We start from the raw sequence: 16,454 nt of genomic DNA on the forward strand, positions 1-16,454 counted from the left end.
ATGTCTATTAAAAGAAAAAGAAGATTTCACGCCGAAGTAGCGACATCGTCTTTAAGCGATATTATGTTTTTCCTGTTGTTGTTTTTCTTAATTATTTCAACACTGGCAAATCCGAATGTGATTAAAATGACGCTTCCAAAAGCGAAATCGAACGAAAAAACAAACAAGCAGTTAATCAGTTTGTCAGTTACAGAAGACAAGCAATTTTATATCGACAAACAACAAGTTCCTTTTGAAGAACTGGAAACTACTTTAATGAGCAAGTTAGGAACAGATAAAACACAGACTGTGGTTGTTCGAATTCCATTCAATTTACAAGTTCAGGATTTAGTAGATGTTTTACAGATAGGAGTACGAAATAATTTGAAGTTTGTAATAGCAACTAGTCCGAAGTAGATTTATCATTAGGGCGTGACCACAATAAAAAAATGGGCCAATCAGCATAACGTTGATTCGCCCATTTTTTTATTGCGGTCGGGCTATCCGCGCTACTTCGGTAGCCAGCTACTATCCCTCACGCAAACTAGCGGTAATTTAGACCTGACAGGTTTTTAAAACCTGTCAGGTCTAATTAATGATTACAATATTGTCATTTCGACTGAAAGGAGAAATCGCACTAGAAACTCCACAAAGTTTGTCTCCAATCTTTGTCGAATCCCGCGTGTGATTTCTCCTTTCAGGCGAAATGACAAAAAAATATAAAAAGGCTTTCTGAAAAATCATCAGAAAGCCTTTTTATATATGCACAGATTTAGTGTAAATCTGTGTAATTCGTGTTTTAATTCAAGTTGAAATTATAAATAATCTTTCCAACTTGTTTTGGCGCAGCATTATCATCAGCAGACCATTTTGTATTTAATGCGGCAATTTTGGCTTGTTCTAATAAACAACTTGCTTTGTTTGTTGTTCCTTTTATTCCTGCAGTCGCACTAATAGTTTTTCCAGTTTGATCAACTGTAACTTCAACTACAACTGTTCCTTCTTCATTACATGTATATTTTGGAGCAGGTTTCGATAATGCTTTTCTTCCATTTAAAGAATATCCGGTTCCTCCGCCAGAACCACCACCGCTTCCGGCTCCGTAACCGCTTCCGGTTCCAATGCCATTTCCGGTTCCGTTACCGCCTCCAGTTCCCCCGCCAGAGCCGCCAGATCCATAATAACCGTTAGAGTTTAAACTTCCGTTAGATTTCCCTTTATTTCCTGAAACTTTATCATCTCCGTCGCCGCCTTTGTTTGAACCTTTTAAAATACTAGATAAAGCATCGTTTGTAGAGTTCGAAACTTTTGGTTTTTCAGGCACAGGTTTCGGTTCCGGTTTTGTAACAGGAACAGGTTTCTTTGGTTTTTCTTTTGTCGGAATGACAACATCTGTTTCGTCAGCTGTTGAGTTTTCCTGAGTAATAGTGGCTTCTTCAGGAGCAGCTTTTGCAGCAACTTGTTTTACATTGTTTTTTACATCCAAAACTTCGCTTTTATAATTAGCTCCGGAACCTAAATCGCTGTCTCCAAAATTTACAGTCACACCACCGCCACCACCGCCGCCATCGGCAAGAGCTACATTGTTTTCCGGGTTATAAGGAGGCCAAAAGCGTATAAAAAAAAGCAATGCAATTATTACTGCATATATAGCAGTTGTGAGTAAAAGTGATTTCTTTTTATCTGAAGAAATAGTGAAACTCATTTTGATTCTGAATTTTGAAATGTATTATTTTAAAAACGTTTAAAAGTAGTAAAAATTGTTTACAATGAAAGAGAGAATTTAACCGCAAAGCACGCTAAGAGTTTTTTAAATTTAATTGTAACGCAAAGTTCGCTAAGATTTACGCAAAGAAACGCAAAGTTTTATTTGCCTTAAACTTTGAATAAATCTTTGAGATTAAAAGTTCACAAAGAATTGCCTGCAAAAAGCTTTGCGAACTTAATATTTTAGATATTGCTTACATTCCAAATAAAATGCCTTAGCGTACTTTGCGTTAAAAAAACAGCTTGTTGTTTACCACAAAGTTCGCTAAGATTTACGCAAAGAAACGCAAAGTTTCATTTGCCTTAAACTTTGAATAAATCTTTGAGATTAAAAGTTCACAAAGAATTGCCTGCACAAAGCTTTGCTAACTTAATATTTAGATATTGCTTACACTCCAAATAAAATGCCTTAGCGTACTTTGCGTTAAAAAAAACAGCTTGTTGTTTACCGCAAAGCACGCTAAGATTTATGCAAAGAAACGCAAAGTTTTATTTAGTATAACTTTGAGTAAATCCTAAGATTAAAAGTTCGTAAAGCTTTATCTACATGAAGCTTTGCGAACTTAATATTTAGATATTGCTTACGCTCCAAATAAAATGCCTTAGCGTACTTTGCGTTAAAAAAAAACAGCTTGTTGTTTACCGCAAAGCACACTAAGATTTACGCAAAGAAACGCAAAGTTTTATTTAGTATAACTTTGAGTAAATCCTAAGATTAAAAGTTCGCAAAGCTTCATGTAGAAAAAGCTTTGTGAGCTTAATATTTAGATATTGCTTGCGTCCCAATTAAAATACCTTAGCGCACTTTGCGTTAAAAAAATCTACAACACAAAAAAAACGAGCCAAATATAATTCAGCTCGCTTATAGTAAAGTATAATAAAAATTACACTAACTGTTTCAATGCAATTTCAAAAGCAGTTGCACTGATATTTGTTTTAGACGAATTCAAAGCATGAGCTTTTACAATCGCATTTTTAATAGTTTCAGAAGTATCGTTAAAGATTGCCTCGTCTGTCATCTGCACTTTTTTCTCCATGAAATAAGCAAAAACTCTCGCCATTCCGCAGTTTGAGATAAAGTCAGGAATCAGGCTTACTTTGCTATCCACTTCTTCCATAATTGATCCAAAGAAAATTTCTTTATCAGCAAAAGGAACATTCGCACCACATGAAATTACTTCTAAGCCATTTGCGATTAAGCTGTCGATTTGGTTTTGAGTCACCAATCTAGAAGCAGCGCAAGGCGTGAAAATCTCAGCGCCGATTGTCCAGATTTTAGAATTGATTTCTTCAAACGGAATCATATTGTCGGCAACTAATTTATTTCCGTCTTTGTTTAAGAATAAAGTTCTGATTTCTTCAAACGAAAAACCATCTTCTTTAATTAAACCTCCGTCACGGTCAATAATTCCGATTACTTTTGCTCCCATTTCGGCTAAGTAAAAAGCCGCGGCAGAACCAACGTTTCCAAAACCTTGCACGATTGCTTTTTTACCTTTAATGTCTCCTCCGTAAGTTGCGTAGAAATGACGAACTGCTTCAGCAACACCAAAACCGGTAATCATATCTGCAACCGTATATTTTCTGGTAACGTCTGGTGAGAATTTAGGATTTTCGATTACCTTAATTACACCTTGGCGCAATTGTCCAATTCTATTGATTTTGTCTGCTTCAGTTGGTTTAAAATGTCCGTTGAAAACACCTTCCTGCGGATGCCACACACCACATTCTTCTGTCATTGGGATTACTTCGTGAATTTCATCAACATTTAAATCTCCTCCAGTTCCGTAGTAGCTTTTTAATAAAGGAGAAACCGCTTTGTACCAACGCTGTAAAACACCTTTTTTGCGAGGATCATTCGGGTCAAAATTTATTCCAGATTTAGCCCCGCCAATCGCCGGGCCTGAAACAGAGAATTTAACTTCCATAGTTTTTGCCAGAGACAGAACTTCGTTCATGTCGAGACCTTTTCTCATTCTTGTTCCTCCACCTGCAGCTCCTCCGCGAAGTGAATTAATTACTGTCCACCCTTCGGCTTCTGTTTCTGAATCTTTCCAATTGAAAACAATTTCAGGTGCCTTGTTTTCAAATTGTTGTAATAAATCTTTCATTTTGTTGTGATATGTTTATTTTGCGTAAATGTATAAAATAGAATAATGCGAATAATGTATTTCGCAGTAAATTTAGTAAACAAAAAAGAAAAGCCGAAAACTATTTGGTTTTCGGCTTTTGGTATATTTAAAAAATTAAGAATTATTGTCCTAATAAGTGTTTTTTAAGTGTTTCATCAACTGGTTTGTCAGAAAGCCAGATTCCGAATAGGGCTTTTTTGAAATCAAATCCCGCGATTTTTCCTTTTAGAACTTCATTTTTGCTAACATAGACATTTTGATCTAAAGGGTTATAGGCTAGAATAAACACATCCTTTTCAGTAATTGCATCGCTTAGAAAACTTTTTAACTGCTCAATTCTTGGACGAAGTTCTTCAAGATTTGAACCTGCAGATTTTTCAAAACCAGTATTCATGGCTTTTGTTAATTTGTTAGAAGAAACCATAGAAGAGGTAATTTCAATTCTAATTGCCATTTCAGTATCACTGTCAATAATGAATTGTGGGTCTTGAGTTAGTTGCGATAAATATAAAGCTTGCACGTAAACTTCTAACCACATTTTTGATCTTCCGCCAGCACCATTGAGTTGTAAAGTTTTACCTTGAAATTCTATTTTTCTTGGAACTGTAACACCATTAACATCGATATGAGTTTGTGCTGAAACGGTATAAAAAGGGAGGATTAAAAGGAGTGTAAGTAATAGTAAAATCTTTTTCATGTTCTGTCAATTTTTTATTTTTTGGTCAAAAATAATGCTAATTTATTAATATTTAGTTCAAATTCAGTATGTTTTTTTTCTGTGAAATTTACATTTATTTCTTCTATTATATTAGTAATCAAATTAGTAAGACTTGTTTTACGTAGTTTTGCGCACTTTAAGAATTGTTCAACTTTAAATCTTGAAAAATTGATCAGAATTTTGGTTTTTGAATATTATTTTACCGAAATATTCAACCAGAATTTTAAAAGATTTGTTGCGAGATTAATGTTCATTTGAATAAAAAGATAAATAATCACGAAAACGTTATCGTTATCTTTGCTGATCTATTAATTTTGTATGCATGCATTGTAAAATACACTTTTAAAAAGTATCTTTGAAAGCCTTTGAACTGAAAAGTTTAGGAACTGAAAAAAAACAAAAACATAAAAAACCATCAACTAAAGTTCTGTTTGAAATTTGGTTGAAAAAACTTTAAAGAATACTACTATGGATTTTAATCTTACCGAAGAACATTTAATGATTCAGCAGGCAGCAAGAGATTTTGCTCAGAATGAATTATTACCGGGAGTTATTGAACGTGACGAAAACCAGACTTTTCCAACGGAGCAAGTCAAAAAAATGGGTGAACTTGGATTTATGGGGATGATGGTGGATCCAAAATATGGAGGAAGTGGTCTTGATGCTATTTCGTACGTAATTGCAATGGAAGAAATCTCTAAAGTTGATGCTTCGGCTTCGGTAGTAATGTCTGTAAATAATTCATTAGTTTGCTGGGGATTACAAGAATATGGAACAGAAGAACAAAAACAAAAATATTTGCCAGGTTTAGCCTCAGGAGAAATTCATGGCGCTTTCTGTTTAAGTGAGCCGGAAGCGGGAAGTGATGCAACTTCTCAAAAAACTACTGCCATTGATATGGGAGATCACTATTTGGTAAACGGTACTAAAAACTGGATTACAAACGGGAATACGGCTTCTGTATATTTAGTAATTGCACAAACACATCCGGAATTGAAGCACAAAGGAATCAATGCTTTGATTATGACGAAAGATATGCCAGGTTTTGCTGTTGGACCAAAAGAACAAAAAATGGGAATTCGTGGTTCTGATACGCATTCTTTAATGTTTACTGATGTAAAAGTTCCAAAAGAAAACAGAATTGGAGAAGATGGTTTCGGATTTAAATTTGCCATGAAAACTTTAGCTGGAGGAAGAATCGGAATTGCTTCTCAAGCATTGGGAATTGCATCTGGAGCTTACGAATTAGCTTTGAAATATTCTAAAGAGCGTAAAGCCTTTGGAACCGAAATTTGCAATCATCAGGCAATTGCTTTTAAATTGGCTGATATGGCAGTTAATATTGAAGCAGCACGTCATTTATGTATGAAAGCGGCTTGGGATAAAGACCAGCACAAGAATTATGATGTGAGTGGTGCAATGGCAAAATTATTTGCTTCTCAGGTTGCAATGGATACTGCGGTTGAAGCAGTGCAGATTCATGGTGGAAATGGTTATGTAAAAGAATACCATGTTGAACGTTTAATGCGTGATGCAAAAATTACTCAGATTTACGAAGGAACTTCTGAAATTCAGAAAATCGTAATTTCTAGAGCAGTTATCGCTGGATAAAATTAGGTTGCAATAGATTTGAAAACCCTTTCGGCTTTTAGTTTGGAAGGGTTTTTTTATGAATATTCTTTTACTTTTCATAAGTTTATACTTTTAAGACAATTTTCGTTCGAATTCAAAACCAACAATTATGAAAAAGCTATACTTTTTACTTCCTTTTATCTTCTTAGCCTGTAAATCGGGTACTTCAATTATTCCTGAAAAAGAGGGAAATTCAAAACCCATTGAAGTAACTTATAAAGTCAATGAAACGGAGATTTCTGATTTCTTAAAATATCTTTCTTCAGATGAAATGGAAGGACGTGAGACAGGAACTAAAGGAATTGAAAAAGCAGCGGTGTTTCTGGAAGATTTTCTAAAAAAGAATAATATCAAACCTTACTTTAAAACGTATCGTGATACTTTAACTAATTTTAAAAGTCCGGCTTTTAATATCGTTGGTGTTATTGAAGGAACAGATCCGGAATTGAAAAAAGAGTTTGTTGTGCTAAGTGCGCATTATGACCATATTGGTGTAGAGAAAAAAGAACAGGCTGATAAAATTAATAACGGAGCTAATGATGATGCTTCGGGAGTAACTTCTGTTGCTGCAATGGGGAAATATTTCAGCGAAACCAAATCAAACAAACGAAGCATTTTAATTGTATTTTTTGCCGGAGAAGAAAAAGGGTTATTAGGATCAAAAAGTCTAGTGCAGAAATTGAAAGTACAGAATTTCAATCTTTATACTCAGTTAAACATCGAAATGATTGGTGTGCCAATGAAAAGAGATTATCTGGCTTATATTACAGGTTTTGATAAATCGAATATGGCAACCAAAATAAACGAATATACAGGGAAGAATACGATAGGCTTTTTGCCAAAAGAAGCCGAATACCAATTGTTTTACAGATCGGATAATTATTCCTTTTATGATGTTTTCAAAAAACCATGTCAGTCCATAAGTACTTTTGATTTTGAAAATTTTGATTTTTACCATCATGTTTCAGATGAGTTTAAGCTAATGGATATTCCACATATTACTGCTTTTACTCAGGAATTATTGCCTGCAGTTACTAGAATAGCAACTTCTCCGGCGCAGGAAATAACCATGAATAAATAAGAGGCTGTTTTACAGCATTTGATTATTTTTGCTCCATGAAAAATATTATTGTTACCGGAACGAGTAGAGGAATTGGTTACGAATTAGCATTGCAGTTTGCTAATTCTGGTAATCAGGTTTTAGCCATTTCAAGAAAAATACCCAAAACGCTTTTAGAACATCAAAATGTGACTTGCTTATCTATCGATTTGGCAGATGAGACAGCTTTAAAAGAAGTAGAAAGTTTTCTTTCTTCAACATGGAAAAATGTTGACGCAGTGGTTCATAACGCAGGAGCATTACTTTTAAAACCTTTTGCAGAAACCACTCAGGCAGATTTTGAAAGTATTTATAAAGTAAATGTTTTTGCAGTTGCGAATCTTACAAGAATATGTCTTCCATATTTACAAAAAGGAAGCCACGTTGTAACCATCAGCTCTATTGGAGGGGTTAGAGGAAGTCTTAAATTTGCAGGATTAGCGGCTTACAGTTCAAGTAAAGGTGCTGTAATTACTTTGACCGAATTACTAGCAGAAGAATACAAAGAAAGAGGAATTTCATTTAATGTTTTAGCTTTAGGCTCTGTTCAGACCGAAATGCTAAATGAAGCTTTTCCAGGTTATCAGGCACCAATTTCTGCTGAAGGAATGGCAACTTATATTTATGATTTTACATTAAATGGAAATAAATATTTTAATGGAAAAGTATTAGAAGTTTCATCAACGAATCCGTAGTTTAAATTCCAATTTAAAACGTCTAACATTTAACAAATAACATTTAACCTTAAATTGAGCGAAACTTTAGCTAAATATATTCCTGAACATGCGGTAAAACCCGTTTTCGATTTGATAGTGGCCAATCAGGTACATTTGAAAATTGTAAACGAACGTCAGACCCGTCATGGAGATTATAGACGCGGACCAAGTGGAAAACATGAAATTACGGTTAATGCCAGTTTGAATAAATATCGATTTTTAATCACATTGATTCACGAAATTGCACATTTGGTTGCTTTTGAGAAATTTGGACGAAATATAAAGCCACATGGAAACGAGTGGAAATACACTTTTCAGCGTCTAATGGTTCCGTTTATCAGGCCGGAAATATTCCCGGGTCATATTTTGCCTTTGCTGGCGAGACATTTTAAAAACCCTTCGGCTAGTAGTGATACAGATACGACTTTGTCTTTGGCTTTAAAGCAATATGATAAAGAGAATGATAAAAATTATGTTTTTGAAATTCCATATGGAAGTATTTTCAGAATCAAAAACGGTAAAGTTTTTAAGAAAATAGCAGTAAGGACAAAACGTTTTGAATGTTTAGAAATTAGCTCAGGTAAAACATATCTATTTAATCCAAATGCTGAAGTTGAATTAATTACTTTGAAATCACAATAAAAAAATCCCAAATTCCAATTTAGAAATAGTTTGGAGTTTGGGATTTTAAATATTTGAATTTAAAAGATTTTAACCTTTTAAATAAGCTTCTCTTACTTTTTTAAACAGATTAGAAGAGTACACGAATTTGACAATATCTTTGTTATCGGTTACAAAAATTTCTTCTTTTGTTCCTTGCCAGGCTTTTACTCCTTTTTTTAAGAAAACAATATTTTCTCCGATTTCCATAACAGAGTTCATATCGTGTGTATTAATTACGGTTGTGATATTATATTCTCGGGTAATTTCCTGAATCAAATTATCAATCAAAGTAGAAGTATTTGGATCGAGACCAGAGTTTGGTTCATCACAAAACAAATATTTCGGATTGTTTACAATCGCGCGTGCAATTGCCACACGTTTCTGCATACCTCCCGAAATTTCCGATGGTAACTTTTTATGTGCGTCTATTAAATTTACTCTTTCTAATACAAAATCAACACGCTCTTTAATTTGCGCTTTATTGTTATTAGTGAACATTTTTAGCGGAAAGGCAACGTTTTCCTCAACAGTCATCGAATCAAATAAAGCGGATCCTTGAAATACCATTCCGATTTCAGTTCTTAGTTCCCTTTTTTCGTCTTTATCTAAATCAGAATAAATTCTTCCATCAAATTCAATTGTTCCTGAGTCTGGTGTATGAATTCCTAGCAATGTTTTTAATAAAACCGTTTTACCGGATCCACTTTGTCCAATAATCAGATTGGTTTTTCCAGTTTCAAAAACGGTCGAAACGCCTTTTAAAACTTTACTGTCGCCAAATGATTTTTCTATGTTTTTTACTTCTATCATTATCCTAATAATAATTGAGTTAATATATAATTAAAAAGAATGATACAAACTGATGTCCATACAAACGAAACGGTACTTGCTTTACCAACTTCCAATGCACCACCTTTCATGTAATACCCATGAAAAGAAGGAATGGTAGCCAATAACATTGCAAAAATTAAAGTTTTAATGAAAGCGTATGTAATGTGAAAAGGAATAAATTCCATTTGTGCTCCGGCAATAAAGTCCTCACTTGTTGAAAATCCACCATAAGCAGAAGCCATCCATCCTCCAAAAATTCCCAAAAACATACTAATACAGATTACAAAAGGATACATTAATAAAGCGATTATCTTTGGGAAAACCAGATAATTTAAAGAGTTAACCCCCATAACTTCTAAAGCATCAATTTGCTCTGTAACACGCATTGTTCCGATACTTGAAGTAATATAAGATCCCATTTTTCCAGCCATAATTACCGAAATAAAAGTAGGAGCAAACTCCAGGATCACAGATTGACGAGTAGCAAAACCAATTAAATATTTTGGAATTAATGGATTAGTTAAGTTTAATGCTGTCTGAATGGCTACAACTCCTCCGATGAAAAAAGAGATAAAGCAAACAATTCCAAGAGAGTCAATAATTAGATCATCGATTTCTTTAAGAATAAGATTTTTCATAACAGGCCATTTGGTCTGTTTATTGAAAATTTCTTTCAGCATTAAAAAATATCTCCCAATTTGGGATAAATAACGAATTAGCATCATAATTTTTAAATATTGGCTAAGGTAAAAAGAAGTTATGAGTTTTGAGTTATGAGTTCTGGTTTTTCGATTGTTTTGGCAATCAAATTAACTTTTGTTTCATTTTCTGTAAACGATAATTTCTAATAAATTTAGCTTGTTCGGGAGTGACTAATAAAGGAGTTTTGGCACTTTTGGCTTTCATAAATCCTTTAATATAATCTAAAAACAGAAATGGTTTTTTCTTCATCATGGCGAGCTTTGCCGAAGCAATGGCTGTAATCCAAAAACCGTATCCTAAAGTATAAAAAGCTTCGCCTTGTTTGTATCGGGCTGTTTTGTTGTAATTGGCTCCTGTTGGTTTTAGATGTTTTACATGTAAAGATTCGTCGGTAACTATTTTCCAATCGTAATATTTGCAAAGTAATTCATCAACCGTGTCCCAGCCCATTGCCGGTCGTAAGCCTCCAATTTGTTGGAATGTCTCTTTTCGATAGGCTTTTAAAGCACCGCGAATATGATCTTTATCTGTTAGATTTTCCAGAACCCATTCGCCGTTTTTATCAATATAACAAAATCCGCCAGCCATTCCGATCTTAGGGTCAGATTCAAAATGTTTGATTATGGTTTCAAAATAATTAGGAGGAAAGATTAAATCGCCGTCTATTTTTACAATAATTTCATAATCAGAATCCAATGTTTCAAAACCTTTCTGAAAAGCCTGAATTACTTTGCTTCCCGGCATATGAATGGCATCTGAAGTTTTGTTTACAACAGAAATGTATGGATTTTCCTTTGCGAAACCCAATACAACTTCTTCCGTTTTATCTGTTGAATTGTCATTTACAACAACCACTTTTGAAGGCAAAACAGTTTGGGAAACCAAAGATTGTAAGGTCAGGCCAATTAAATCTTGCTCGTTATGCGCGGGAATGACGATGTAATATTTCATTTTAAGAATTTTAGACTTTAGACTTTAGATTTTAGATGCTGTGAAAGTCATCTAAAATCAAAAATCAAAAATCGTTAATCAGTAATCTTAGTTCTTAACTTTTTCCGCGACAACAAGATAATATCTCGGTGTAAAATATCTTAATAATGGTCTAAGTCCAAACTTTTTTACCGGATGTGTAAATTGTAGACGATCGGTTATTTTCCATCCTGTTTTTTCTAAAAGCCAGTCCAATTGCCAGTCTTCAAATTCATGGTAATGTCTGTCCCACATATCGGTTTTAGAACGATAGGCTGGCGAAAACCATAAACGCAACGGAATCGAAATTAACAATTTGTCACATTTTACATTTTGTAAAATGGTGTACGGATTTAATAAATGTTCGAAAATTTCAAATGCAGTAAAAACAGTATAATCTTCCGTCTGCAAAGCGGTTTGATCGTTGTCTAAATCTTCGCCTTTTGTGTTTTTTACCGTATAGCCATTTTCTTCCATTATTTTAGAAAACGGATTTGGGACACCAAAATCAAAAATGGTTTCAGATGTGCTAACGTGTTTTTGCAAAAATTCTAAAGTAAGTTTGAATCTTTTATTCGGAAACGTTTTTTCGTACATAGTATTGCGAGGAACGAAAGTATCTGTCGTTCTTGATTTAATTATTTAGGTCGCAAATATACTAAAAAAGTCCGCACTATAAGATGCGGACTTTTTTAGTTTTCAGTCTCAGTCACAGTTTACAGTCAACTAAACTGAATACTGTGACTGTAACCTGCGACTAGTATCGGTAAACAAAAGCATTAATATTCATTCCTGCTCCAACTGAAGCAAAAATCACCACATCGCCTTTGTTGATTTCATGATTTTCAATTTTTCCTTGTAAAATCAAATCATATAAAGTAGGGACAGTTGCAACACTGCTGTTTCCTAAATCGTGAATACTCATTGGCATAATGTCTTTAGGCGCTGTTTTATCGTATAATTTGTAGAAACGTTCAATAATCGCTTCGTCCATTTTTTCGTTTGCCTGATGAATCAGGATTTTTTTAACTTCATCAATTGAAATACCGCTTTTATCTAAACAGCTTTTCATAGCGCACGGAACATTGCTAAGAGCAAATTCGTAAATTTTACGCCCGTACATTTTAATATATTTAATATCCGGATCTAAATCTGGATTGTATGATTTTCCAAAGAAAAGATAGTTCGCTTCATCATTAGCGTAAGTAGCACTTTCGTAAGCCAATAATCCAGCTTCGTCTGTTGAAGCTTCTAAGATAGAAACTCCAGCTCCATCAGAATAGATCATCGAATCGCGATCGTGATCGTCAACCACTCTTGAAAGCGTTTCTGCGCCAATTACCATAACTCTCTTTGCCATTCCGGATTTAATGAAAGCATTGGCTTGTAAAACGCCTTCAATCCAGCCTGGACACCCGAAAAGAATATCGTAAGCCACACATTTAGGATTTTTAATTCCTAATTTGTTTTTAACACGTGTAGCTAAACTTGGTAAAATGTCGGTTTGATGTGTTCCTGTTTTTACGTCGCCAAAATTATGGGCAAAAATAATGTAGTCTAAAGTTTCGGCATCGATTCCTGCATTTGCAATTGCTTTTTCAGCAGCAAAGAAGGCTAAATCTGAGGCAGTATATTGAGGTTCGGCATAACGTCGGTTTTCGATTCCGGTAATACCTTTAAATTTTTTAATTACGACTTCGTTCGGGTAACCAAATGGAGTTCCATCTTCATTTAAAAAAATATGTTTGTCAAAATCCGTATTCTTAACTTCTAGGTTAGGAATGTAACTTCCAATACCAATTATTTTTATTTTCATTATTTCCCTTTAATTATCCGATAAATTTAGCGCTAATGTATAAATAATATTATGATAACTATCATAAAAAATAGTATGCATGCATATAATTATCAAATAACAATTTTTTAGAAGATATATTGTGTTTCTTTTAATGATTTTTTAATATTTCCCTGATTTCAAACGATTGAAGCTAAGTTAATGATCGAAATTTTTTTATACTTAGTTTTTATTTATTGAAATAATTTCACAAAAGATAGATGTAAAGTTATGTTTCTTTTAAAACCGATTGATCTTTATAGTTTTGATTGCGTGAGGGATAGGAGCTGACTGCCGAAGCAGTGCGGATAGCCCGACAGCATGCCGATAAAAGGGCGAATAAGCGCAAAGTAAATTGGCCCTTTTATCGGGATGGTGGCACGCCCTGCTTAATTTTAGATTTGTTTCTTTTGTTTCATGTTTCAAGTTATGCTGAAACTTGAAACTTGAAACCTGAAACATGAAACCTGAAACCTGAAACCTGAAACAAAAATAAACCCGACAGGTTTTTAAAATCTGTCGGGTTTAAATATTTGTAAGAAAACTAAACTTTAGCTTTCCATGTAAGCTTCGATTGGAGCACAGCTGCAAACTAAGTTTCTGTCTCCGTATGCGTCATCTACACGACGAACAGATGGCCAGAATTTATTTTCAGCGATGTAGTCTAATGGATAAGCAGCTTTTTCTCTAGTATAAGGGAAGTCCCAGTTATCAGTAGTTAACATTGCTAATGTGTGAGGTGCATTTTTCAATACGTTGTTTTTGTCATCAGCAGTTGCAGCTTCAATTTCTTTTCTGATGGAGATAAGAGCATCACAAAAACGGTCTAACTCAGCCAAATCCTCAGATTCAGTTGGTTCAATCATTAAAGTTCCAGCAACTGGGAAAGAAACCGTAGGAGCGTGGAAACCGTAATCCATTAAACGTTTTGCGATATCACCAACTTCGATTCCGTTTTCTTTGAATGAACGGCAATCTAAAATCATTTCGTGAGCCGCTCTTCCGCATTCTCCAGTATAAAGAATTGGGTAGTGTCCTTCGAAACGAGATTTCATATAGTTTGCATTCAAGATTGCATGCTCTGTTGCGCTTTTTAATCCTTCAGCTCCCATCATGGTGATGTAACCGTAAGAGATTAAACATACTAAAGCAGATCCGTAAGGTGCAGATGAAATAGCTGTAATTGCCTGCTCACCACCAACTTTTAAGATTGGGTTTGTTGGCAAGAACGGAACTAATTTTTCGTTCACACAAATTGGTCCAACTCCTGGTCCACCGCCACCGTGAGGAATAGCGAATGTTTTGTGTAAGTTTAAGTGACAAACGTCAGCACCAATTGTAGCAGGATTTGTTAATCCAACTTGTGCGTTCATGTTTGCACCGTCCATATATACTAATCCGCCATTATCGTGGATTAATTTTGTGATTTCTATAATCGAAGATTCAAAAACTCCGTGAGTAGATGGATACGTTACCATTAAACAAGATAAATCATCTTTGTGTTCAATCGCTTTTTCTCTTAAATCTTCTACGTCAATATTTCCTTCCGGAGTTGTTTTTGTAACAATGATTTTCATTCCGGCCATCGCTGCAGAAGCAGGATTTGTTCCGTGAGCTGATGAAGGAATCAAACATACATTACGGTGACCTTCGTTTCTTGACATGTGGTAAGCACGAATTGCCATTAATCCAGCATATTCTCCCTGAGCTCCAGAGTTTGGCTGTAAAGTTGTTCCGGCAAATCCAGTAATTACATTTAATTGCTGTTCTAATTTTTTAAGCATTGTTAGGTAGCCTTCAACTTGGTCAACTGGTGCAAATGGGTGAATGCTATTCCAGTTTGGCATTGAAAGAGGCAACATTTCTGAAGCTGCGTTTAATTTCATTGTACAAGAACCTAATGAAATCATCGAATGATTCAATGATAAATCTTTACGCTCTAATTTTTTGATGTAACGCATCAACTGACTTTCTGAATGATGATTGTTGAAAACATCATGCGTTAAGAAAGAAGATGTTCTTTCTAATGAAGCAGGTAATTGACTAGCTTCAGTTAATTCAGAAACTGTTACTGTTTCTTTTCCTAAAGCTTCAGCAAAAATTGCAACGATTTGGTTGATGTCTGCAACAGAAGTTGTTTCGTTTAATGAAATAGAAACGGAGTCAGCATCAGGGTAGAAGAAGTTTACTTTGTTTTTCTCAGCAACTGTTTTAACTTTTTGAGCATCAGCTTTTACTAAAATCGTATCAAAGTAAGCTGTGTTGGTTTGGTAAACTCCTAATTTATTTAAAGCTTCAGCAGTAGTAACTGCAGATGCGTGAACTTTATTTGCAATATATTTTAATCCTTTTGGACCGTGGTAAACTGCGTACATTCCGGCCATAACCGCTAATAAAACCTGAGCAGTACAAATGTTAGAAGTCGCTTTTTCACGTTTAATGTGTTGTTCACGAGTTCCTAAAGCCATACGTAAAGCACGGTTTCCGTTTGCATCAACAGAAACTCCAATGATACGACCTGGCATAGAACGTTTGTACTCATCTTTAGTTGCAAAATAAGCAGCGTGAGGACCACCGTAACCCATTGGTACACCAAAACGTTGTGTTGTTCCAACTACTACAGCAGCGCCCATTTCTCCCGGAGAAGTTAAAGTTGCAAGTGATAAAATATCAGCAGCAAAGGCAACTTTGATTTCGTTTTCTTTTGCTTTAGCAACAAAAGCACTGTAATCGTTTACCTGACCATATTTTCCTGGGTATTGTAAAATCGCTCCGAAGAATTCATTTGAAAAATCAAATGTTTCGTGGTTTCCAACTACTAATTCAATTCCAATTGGAGTTGAACGTGTTTGAAGTACAGATAAAGTCTGAGGTAAAATTTCTTCAGAAACGAAGAATTTATGTGTATTGTTTTTCTTTTGATCTCTCGTACGAACATCAAATAATAAAGCCATAGCTTCTGCAGCAGCAGTTCCTTCATCCAATAAAGAGGCATTGGCAATTTCCATTCCTGTTAATTCGATAACAGTAGTCTGGAAATTTAAAATTGCTTCCAAACGACCTTGAGCAATTTCTGCCTGGTAAGGCGTGTAAGCTGTATACCATCCTGGGTTTTCGAAGATATTTCTCTGAATTGGCGCAGGAACGATAGTTGGGTGATAACCCAAACCAATGTATGATTTAAATGTTTTGTTTTTCTTTCCTAAGTCGCGAATGTGATTTGCAAATTCAAATTCTGTCATAGCAGGATCCAAATTCAAAGGCGCTTTTAAACGAATATCGTCCGGAAGGGTTTCGTAAACAAGTTGTTCAATCGAGTCAACACCAATGGTTTGTAACATGTGTTGAAGATCTGTTTCTCTTGGACCAATGTGTCTTAAAGCAAAAGCATCTGTTTTCATTTGTAGCAGTC

At 34.7% G+C, this 16,454-nt stretch carries 14 protein-coding genes; 5 read left to right on the forward strand and 9 right to left on the reverse strand.

Annotation, left to right across the window (positions count from 1 at the left end; all coding sequences use genetic code 11):
* Positions 1 to 396 carry an ExbD/TolR family protein gene (locus ACFS3A_RS05270; protein ID WP_091496748.1) on the forward strand — a complete coding sequence of 132 codons (396 nt, stop codon included), beginning with the start codon at positions 1 to 3 and terminating at the stop codon, positions 394 to 396.
* Between the two features lie 382 nt (positions 397 to 778).
* On the opposite strand, the gene ACFS3A_RS05275 is transcribed toward ACFS3A_RS05270, so the two are convergent.
* From ACFS3A_RS05275 to ACFS3A_RS05285, 3 genes are all read right to left on the reverse strand, one after another.
* The gene (locus tag ACFS3A_RS05275) at positions 779 to 1,684 is read right to left on the reverse strand and encodes an energy transducer TonB (protein WP_379824393.1); all 906 of its coding nucleotides are present in this window, start codon (positions 1,682 to 1,684) and stop codon (positions 779 to 781) included.
* A gap of 946 nt (positions 1,685 to 2,630) precedes the next feature.
* A complete protein-coding gene (locus ACFS3A_RS05280) occupies positions 2,631 to 3,857 on the reverse strand; it encodes a Glu/Leu/Phe/Val dehydrogenase dimerization domain-containing protein (protein WP_379824395.1) in 1,227 nt (408 codons plus the stop codon).
* Between the two features lie 142 nt (positions 3,858 to 3,999).
* Positions 4,000 to 4,575 (reverse strand): chalcone isomerase family protein, encoded by a 576-nt coding sequence (locus ACFS3A_RS05285; protein WP_379824397.1) that lies wholly within the window; start codon positions 4,573 to 4,575, stop codon positions 4,000 to 4,002.
* A gap of 489 nt (positions 4,576 to 5,064) precedes the next feature.
* Here ACFS3A_RS05285 and ACFS3A_RS05290 point away from each other — a divergent pair, with 489 nt between their 5' ends.
* The 4 genes from ACFS3A_RS05290 to ACFS3A_RS05305 all read left to right on the forward strand — a co-directional run bounded on the left by ACFS3A_RS05290 (position 5,065) and on the right by ACFS3A_RS05305 (position 8,685).
* Entirely contained in the window at positions 5,065 to 6,207 is a 1,143-nt protein-coding gene (locus tag ACFS3A_RS05290) for an acyl-CoA dehydrogenase (protein WP_379824399.1), read from the forward strand.
* Positions 6,208 to 6,337: 130 nt separating this feature from the next.
* Positions 6,338 to 7,309, forward strand: a complete 972-nt coding sequence (locus ACFS3A_RS05295) for a M28 family peptidase (RefSeq protein ID WP_379824400.1) — start codon at positions 6,338 to 6,340, stop codon at positions 7,307 to 7,309.
* A gap of 35 nt (positions 7,310 to 7,344) precedes the next feature.
* Complete coding sequence (locus tag ACFS3A_RS05300) at positions 7,345 to 8,022, forward strand: SDR family NAD(P)-dependent oxidoreductase (RefSeq protein ID WP_379824402.1); 678 nt, start codon at positions 7,345 to 7,347, stop codon at positions 8,020 to 8,022.
* A 54-nt stretch (positions 8,023 to 8,076) separates the two neighbouring features.
* Positions 8,077 to 8,685, forward strand: coding sequence for a SprT-like domain-containing protein (locus ACFS3A_RS05305; RefSeq protein WP_057114965.1), 609 nt, complete (start codon positions 8,077 to 8,079; stop codon positions 8,683 to 8,685).
* A 69-nt stretch (positions 8,686 to 8,754) separates the two neighbouring features.
* Here ACFS3A_RS05305 and ACFS3A_RS05310 read toward each other — a convergent pair whose 3' ends face one another.
* The 6 genes from ACFS3A_RS05310 to gcvP form a co-directional block, all read right to left on the reverse strand.
* On the reverse strand, positions 8,755 to 9,516 hold the full coding sequence (locus tag ACFS3A_RS05310; protein WP_379824404.1) for an ABC transporter ATP-binding protein: 762 nt from the start codon (positions 9,514 to 9,516) through the stop codon (positions 8,755 to 8,757).
* Positions 9,516 to 10,262, reverse strand: coding sequence for an MlaE family ABC transporter permease (locus ACFS3A_RS05315; RefSeq protein WP_379824405.1), 747 nt, complete (start codon positions 10,260 to 10,262; stop codon positions 9,516 to 9,518). Before ACFS3A_RS05315 ends, ACFS3A_RS05310 begins: the two co-directional genes overlap by 1 nt.
* A gap of 79 nt (positions 10,263 to 10,341) precedes the next feature.
* Positions 10,342 to 11,190: a glycosyltransferase gene (locus ACFS3A_RS05320; protein ID WP_379824406.1), complete on the reverse strand. Its 849-nt coding sequence runs from the start codon at positions 11,188 to 11,190 to the stop codon at positions 10,342 to 10,344.
* An 87-nt stretch (positions 11,191 to 11,277) separates the two neighbouring features.
* Positions 11,278 to 11,805, reverse strand: a complete 528-nt coding sequence (locus ACFS3A_RS05325; protein WP_379824408.1) for a methyltransferase — start codon at positions 11,803 to 11,805, stop codon at positions 11,278 to 11,280.
* A 160-nt stretch (positions 11,806 to 11,965) separates the two neighbouring features.
* A complete protein-coding gene (locus ACFS3A_RS05330; protein ID WP_379824409.1) occupies positions 11,966 to 13,024 on the reverse strand; it encodes a 3-oxoacyl-ACP synthase III family protein in 1,059 nt (352 codons plus the stop codon).
* Between the two features lie 569 nt (positions 13,025 to 13,593).
* On the reverse strand, positions 13,594 to 16,443 hold the full coding sequence (gene gcvP / locus ACFS3A_RS05335; protein ID WP_379824410.1) for an aminomethyl-transferring glycine dehydrogenase: 2,850 nt from the start codon (positions 16,441 to 16,443) through the stop codon (positions 13,594 to 13,596).
* Positions 16,444 to 16,454 lie beyond the last annotated feature (11 nt).

Source organism: Flavobacterium notoginsengisoli, assembly GCF_042686225.1.
Classification (GTDB): domain Bacteria; phylum Bacteroidota; class Bacteroidia; order Flavobacteriales; family Flavobacteriaceae; genus Flavobacterium; species Flavobacterium notoginsengisoli.

Excerpts from the sequence above, each read along its gene's own strand:
- ACFS3A_RS05320 (WP_379824406.1), bottom strand. The coding sequence starts at position 11,190 with ATGAAATATTACATCGTCATTCCCGCGCATAACGAGCAAGATTTAATT.
- ACFS3A_RS05300 (WP_379824402.1), top strand. The coding sequence starts at position 7,345 with ATGAAAAATATTATTGTTACCGGAACGAGTAGAGGAATTGGTTACGAA.
- ACFS3A_RS05295 (WP_379824400.1), top strand. The coding sequence starts at position 6,338 with ATGAAAAAGCTATACTTTTTACTTCCTTTTATCTTCTTAGCCTGTAAA.
- ACFS3A_RS05275 (WP_379824393.1), bottom strand. The coding sequence starts at position 1,684 with ATGAGTTTCACTATTTCTTCAGATAAAAAGAAATCACTTTTACTCACA.
- ACFS3A_RS05270 (WP_091496748.1), top strand. The coding sequence starts at position 1 with ATGTCTATTAAAAGAAAAAGAAGATTTCACGCCGAAGTAGCGACATCG.
- ACFS3A_RS05290 (WP_379824399.1), top strand. The coding sequence starts at position 5,065 with ATGGATTTTAATCTTACCGAAGAACATTTAATGATTCAGCAGGCAGCA.
- gcvP (WP_379824410.1), bottom strand. The coding sequence starts at position 16,443 with ATGAAAACAGATGCTTTTGCTTTAAGACACATTGGTCCAAGAGAAACA.
- ACFS3A_RS05325 (WP_379824408.1), bottom strand. The coding sequence starts at position 11,805 with ATGTACGAAAAAACGTTTCCGAATAAAAGATTCAAACTTACTTTAGAA.
- ACFS3A_RS05285 (WP_379824397.1), bottom strand. The coding sequence starts at position 4,575 with ATGAAAAAGATTTTACTATTACTTACACTCCTTTTAATCCTCCCTTTT.
- ACFS3A_RS05330 (WP_379824409.1), bottom strand. The coding sequence starts at position 13,024 with ATGAAAATAAAAATAATTGGTATTGGAAGTTACATTCCTAACCTAGAA.
- ACFS3A_RS05280 (WP_379824395.1), bottom strand. The coding sequence starts at position 3,857 with ATGAAAGATTTATTACAACAATTTGAAAACAAGGCACCTGAAATTGTT.
- ACFS3A_RS05310 (WP_379824404.1), bottom strand. The coding sequence starts at position 9,516 with ATGATAGAAGTAAAAAACATAGAAAAATCATTTGGCGACAGTAAAGTT.
- ACFS3A_RS05315 (WP_379824405.1), bottom strand. The coding sequence starts at position 10,262 with ATGATGCTAATTCGTTATTTATCCCAAATTGGGAGATATTTTTTAATG.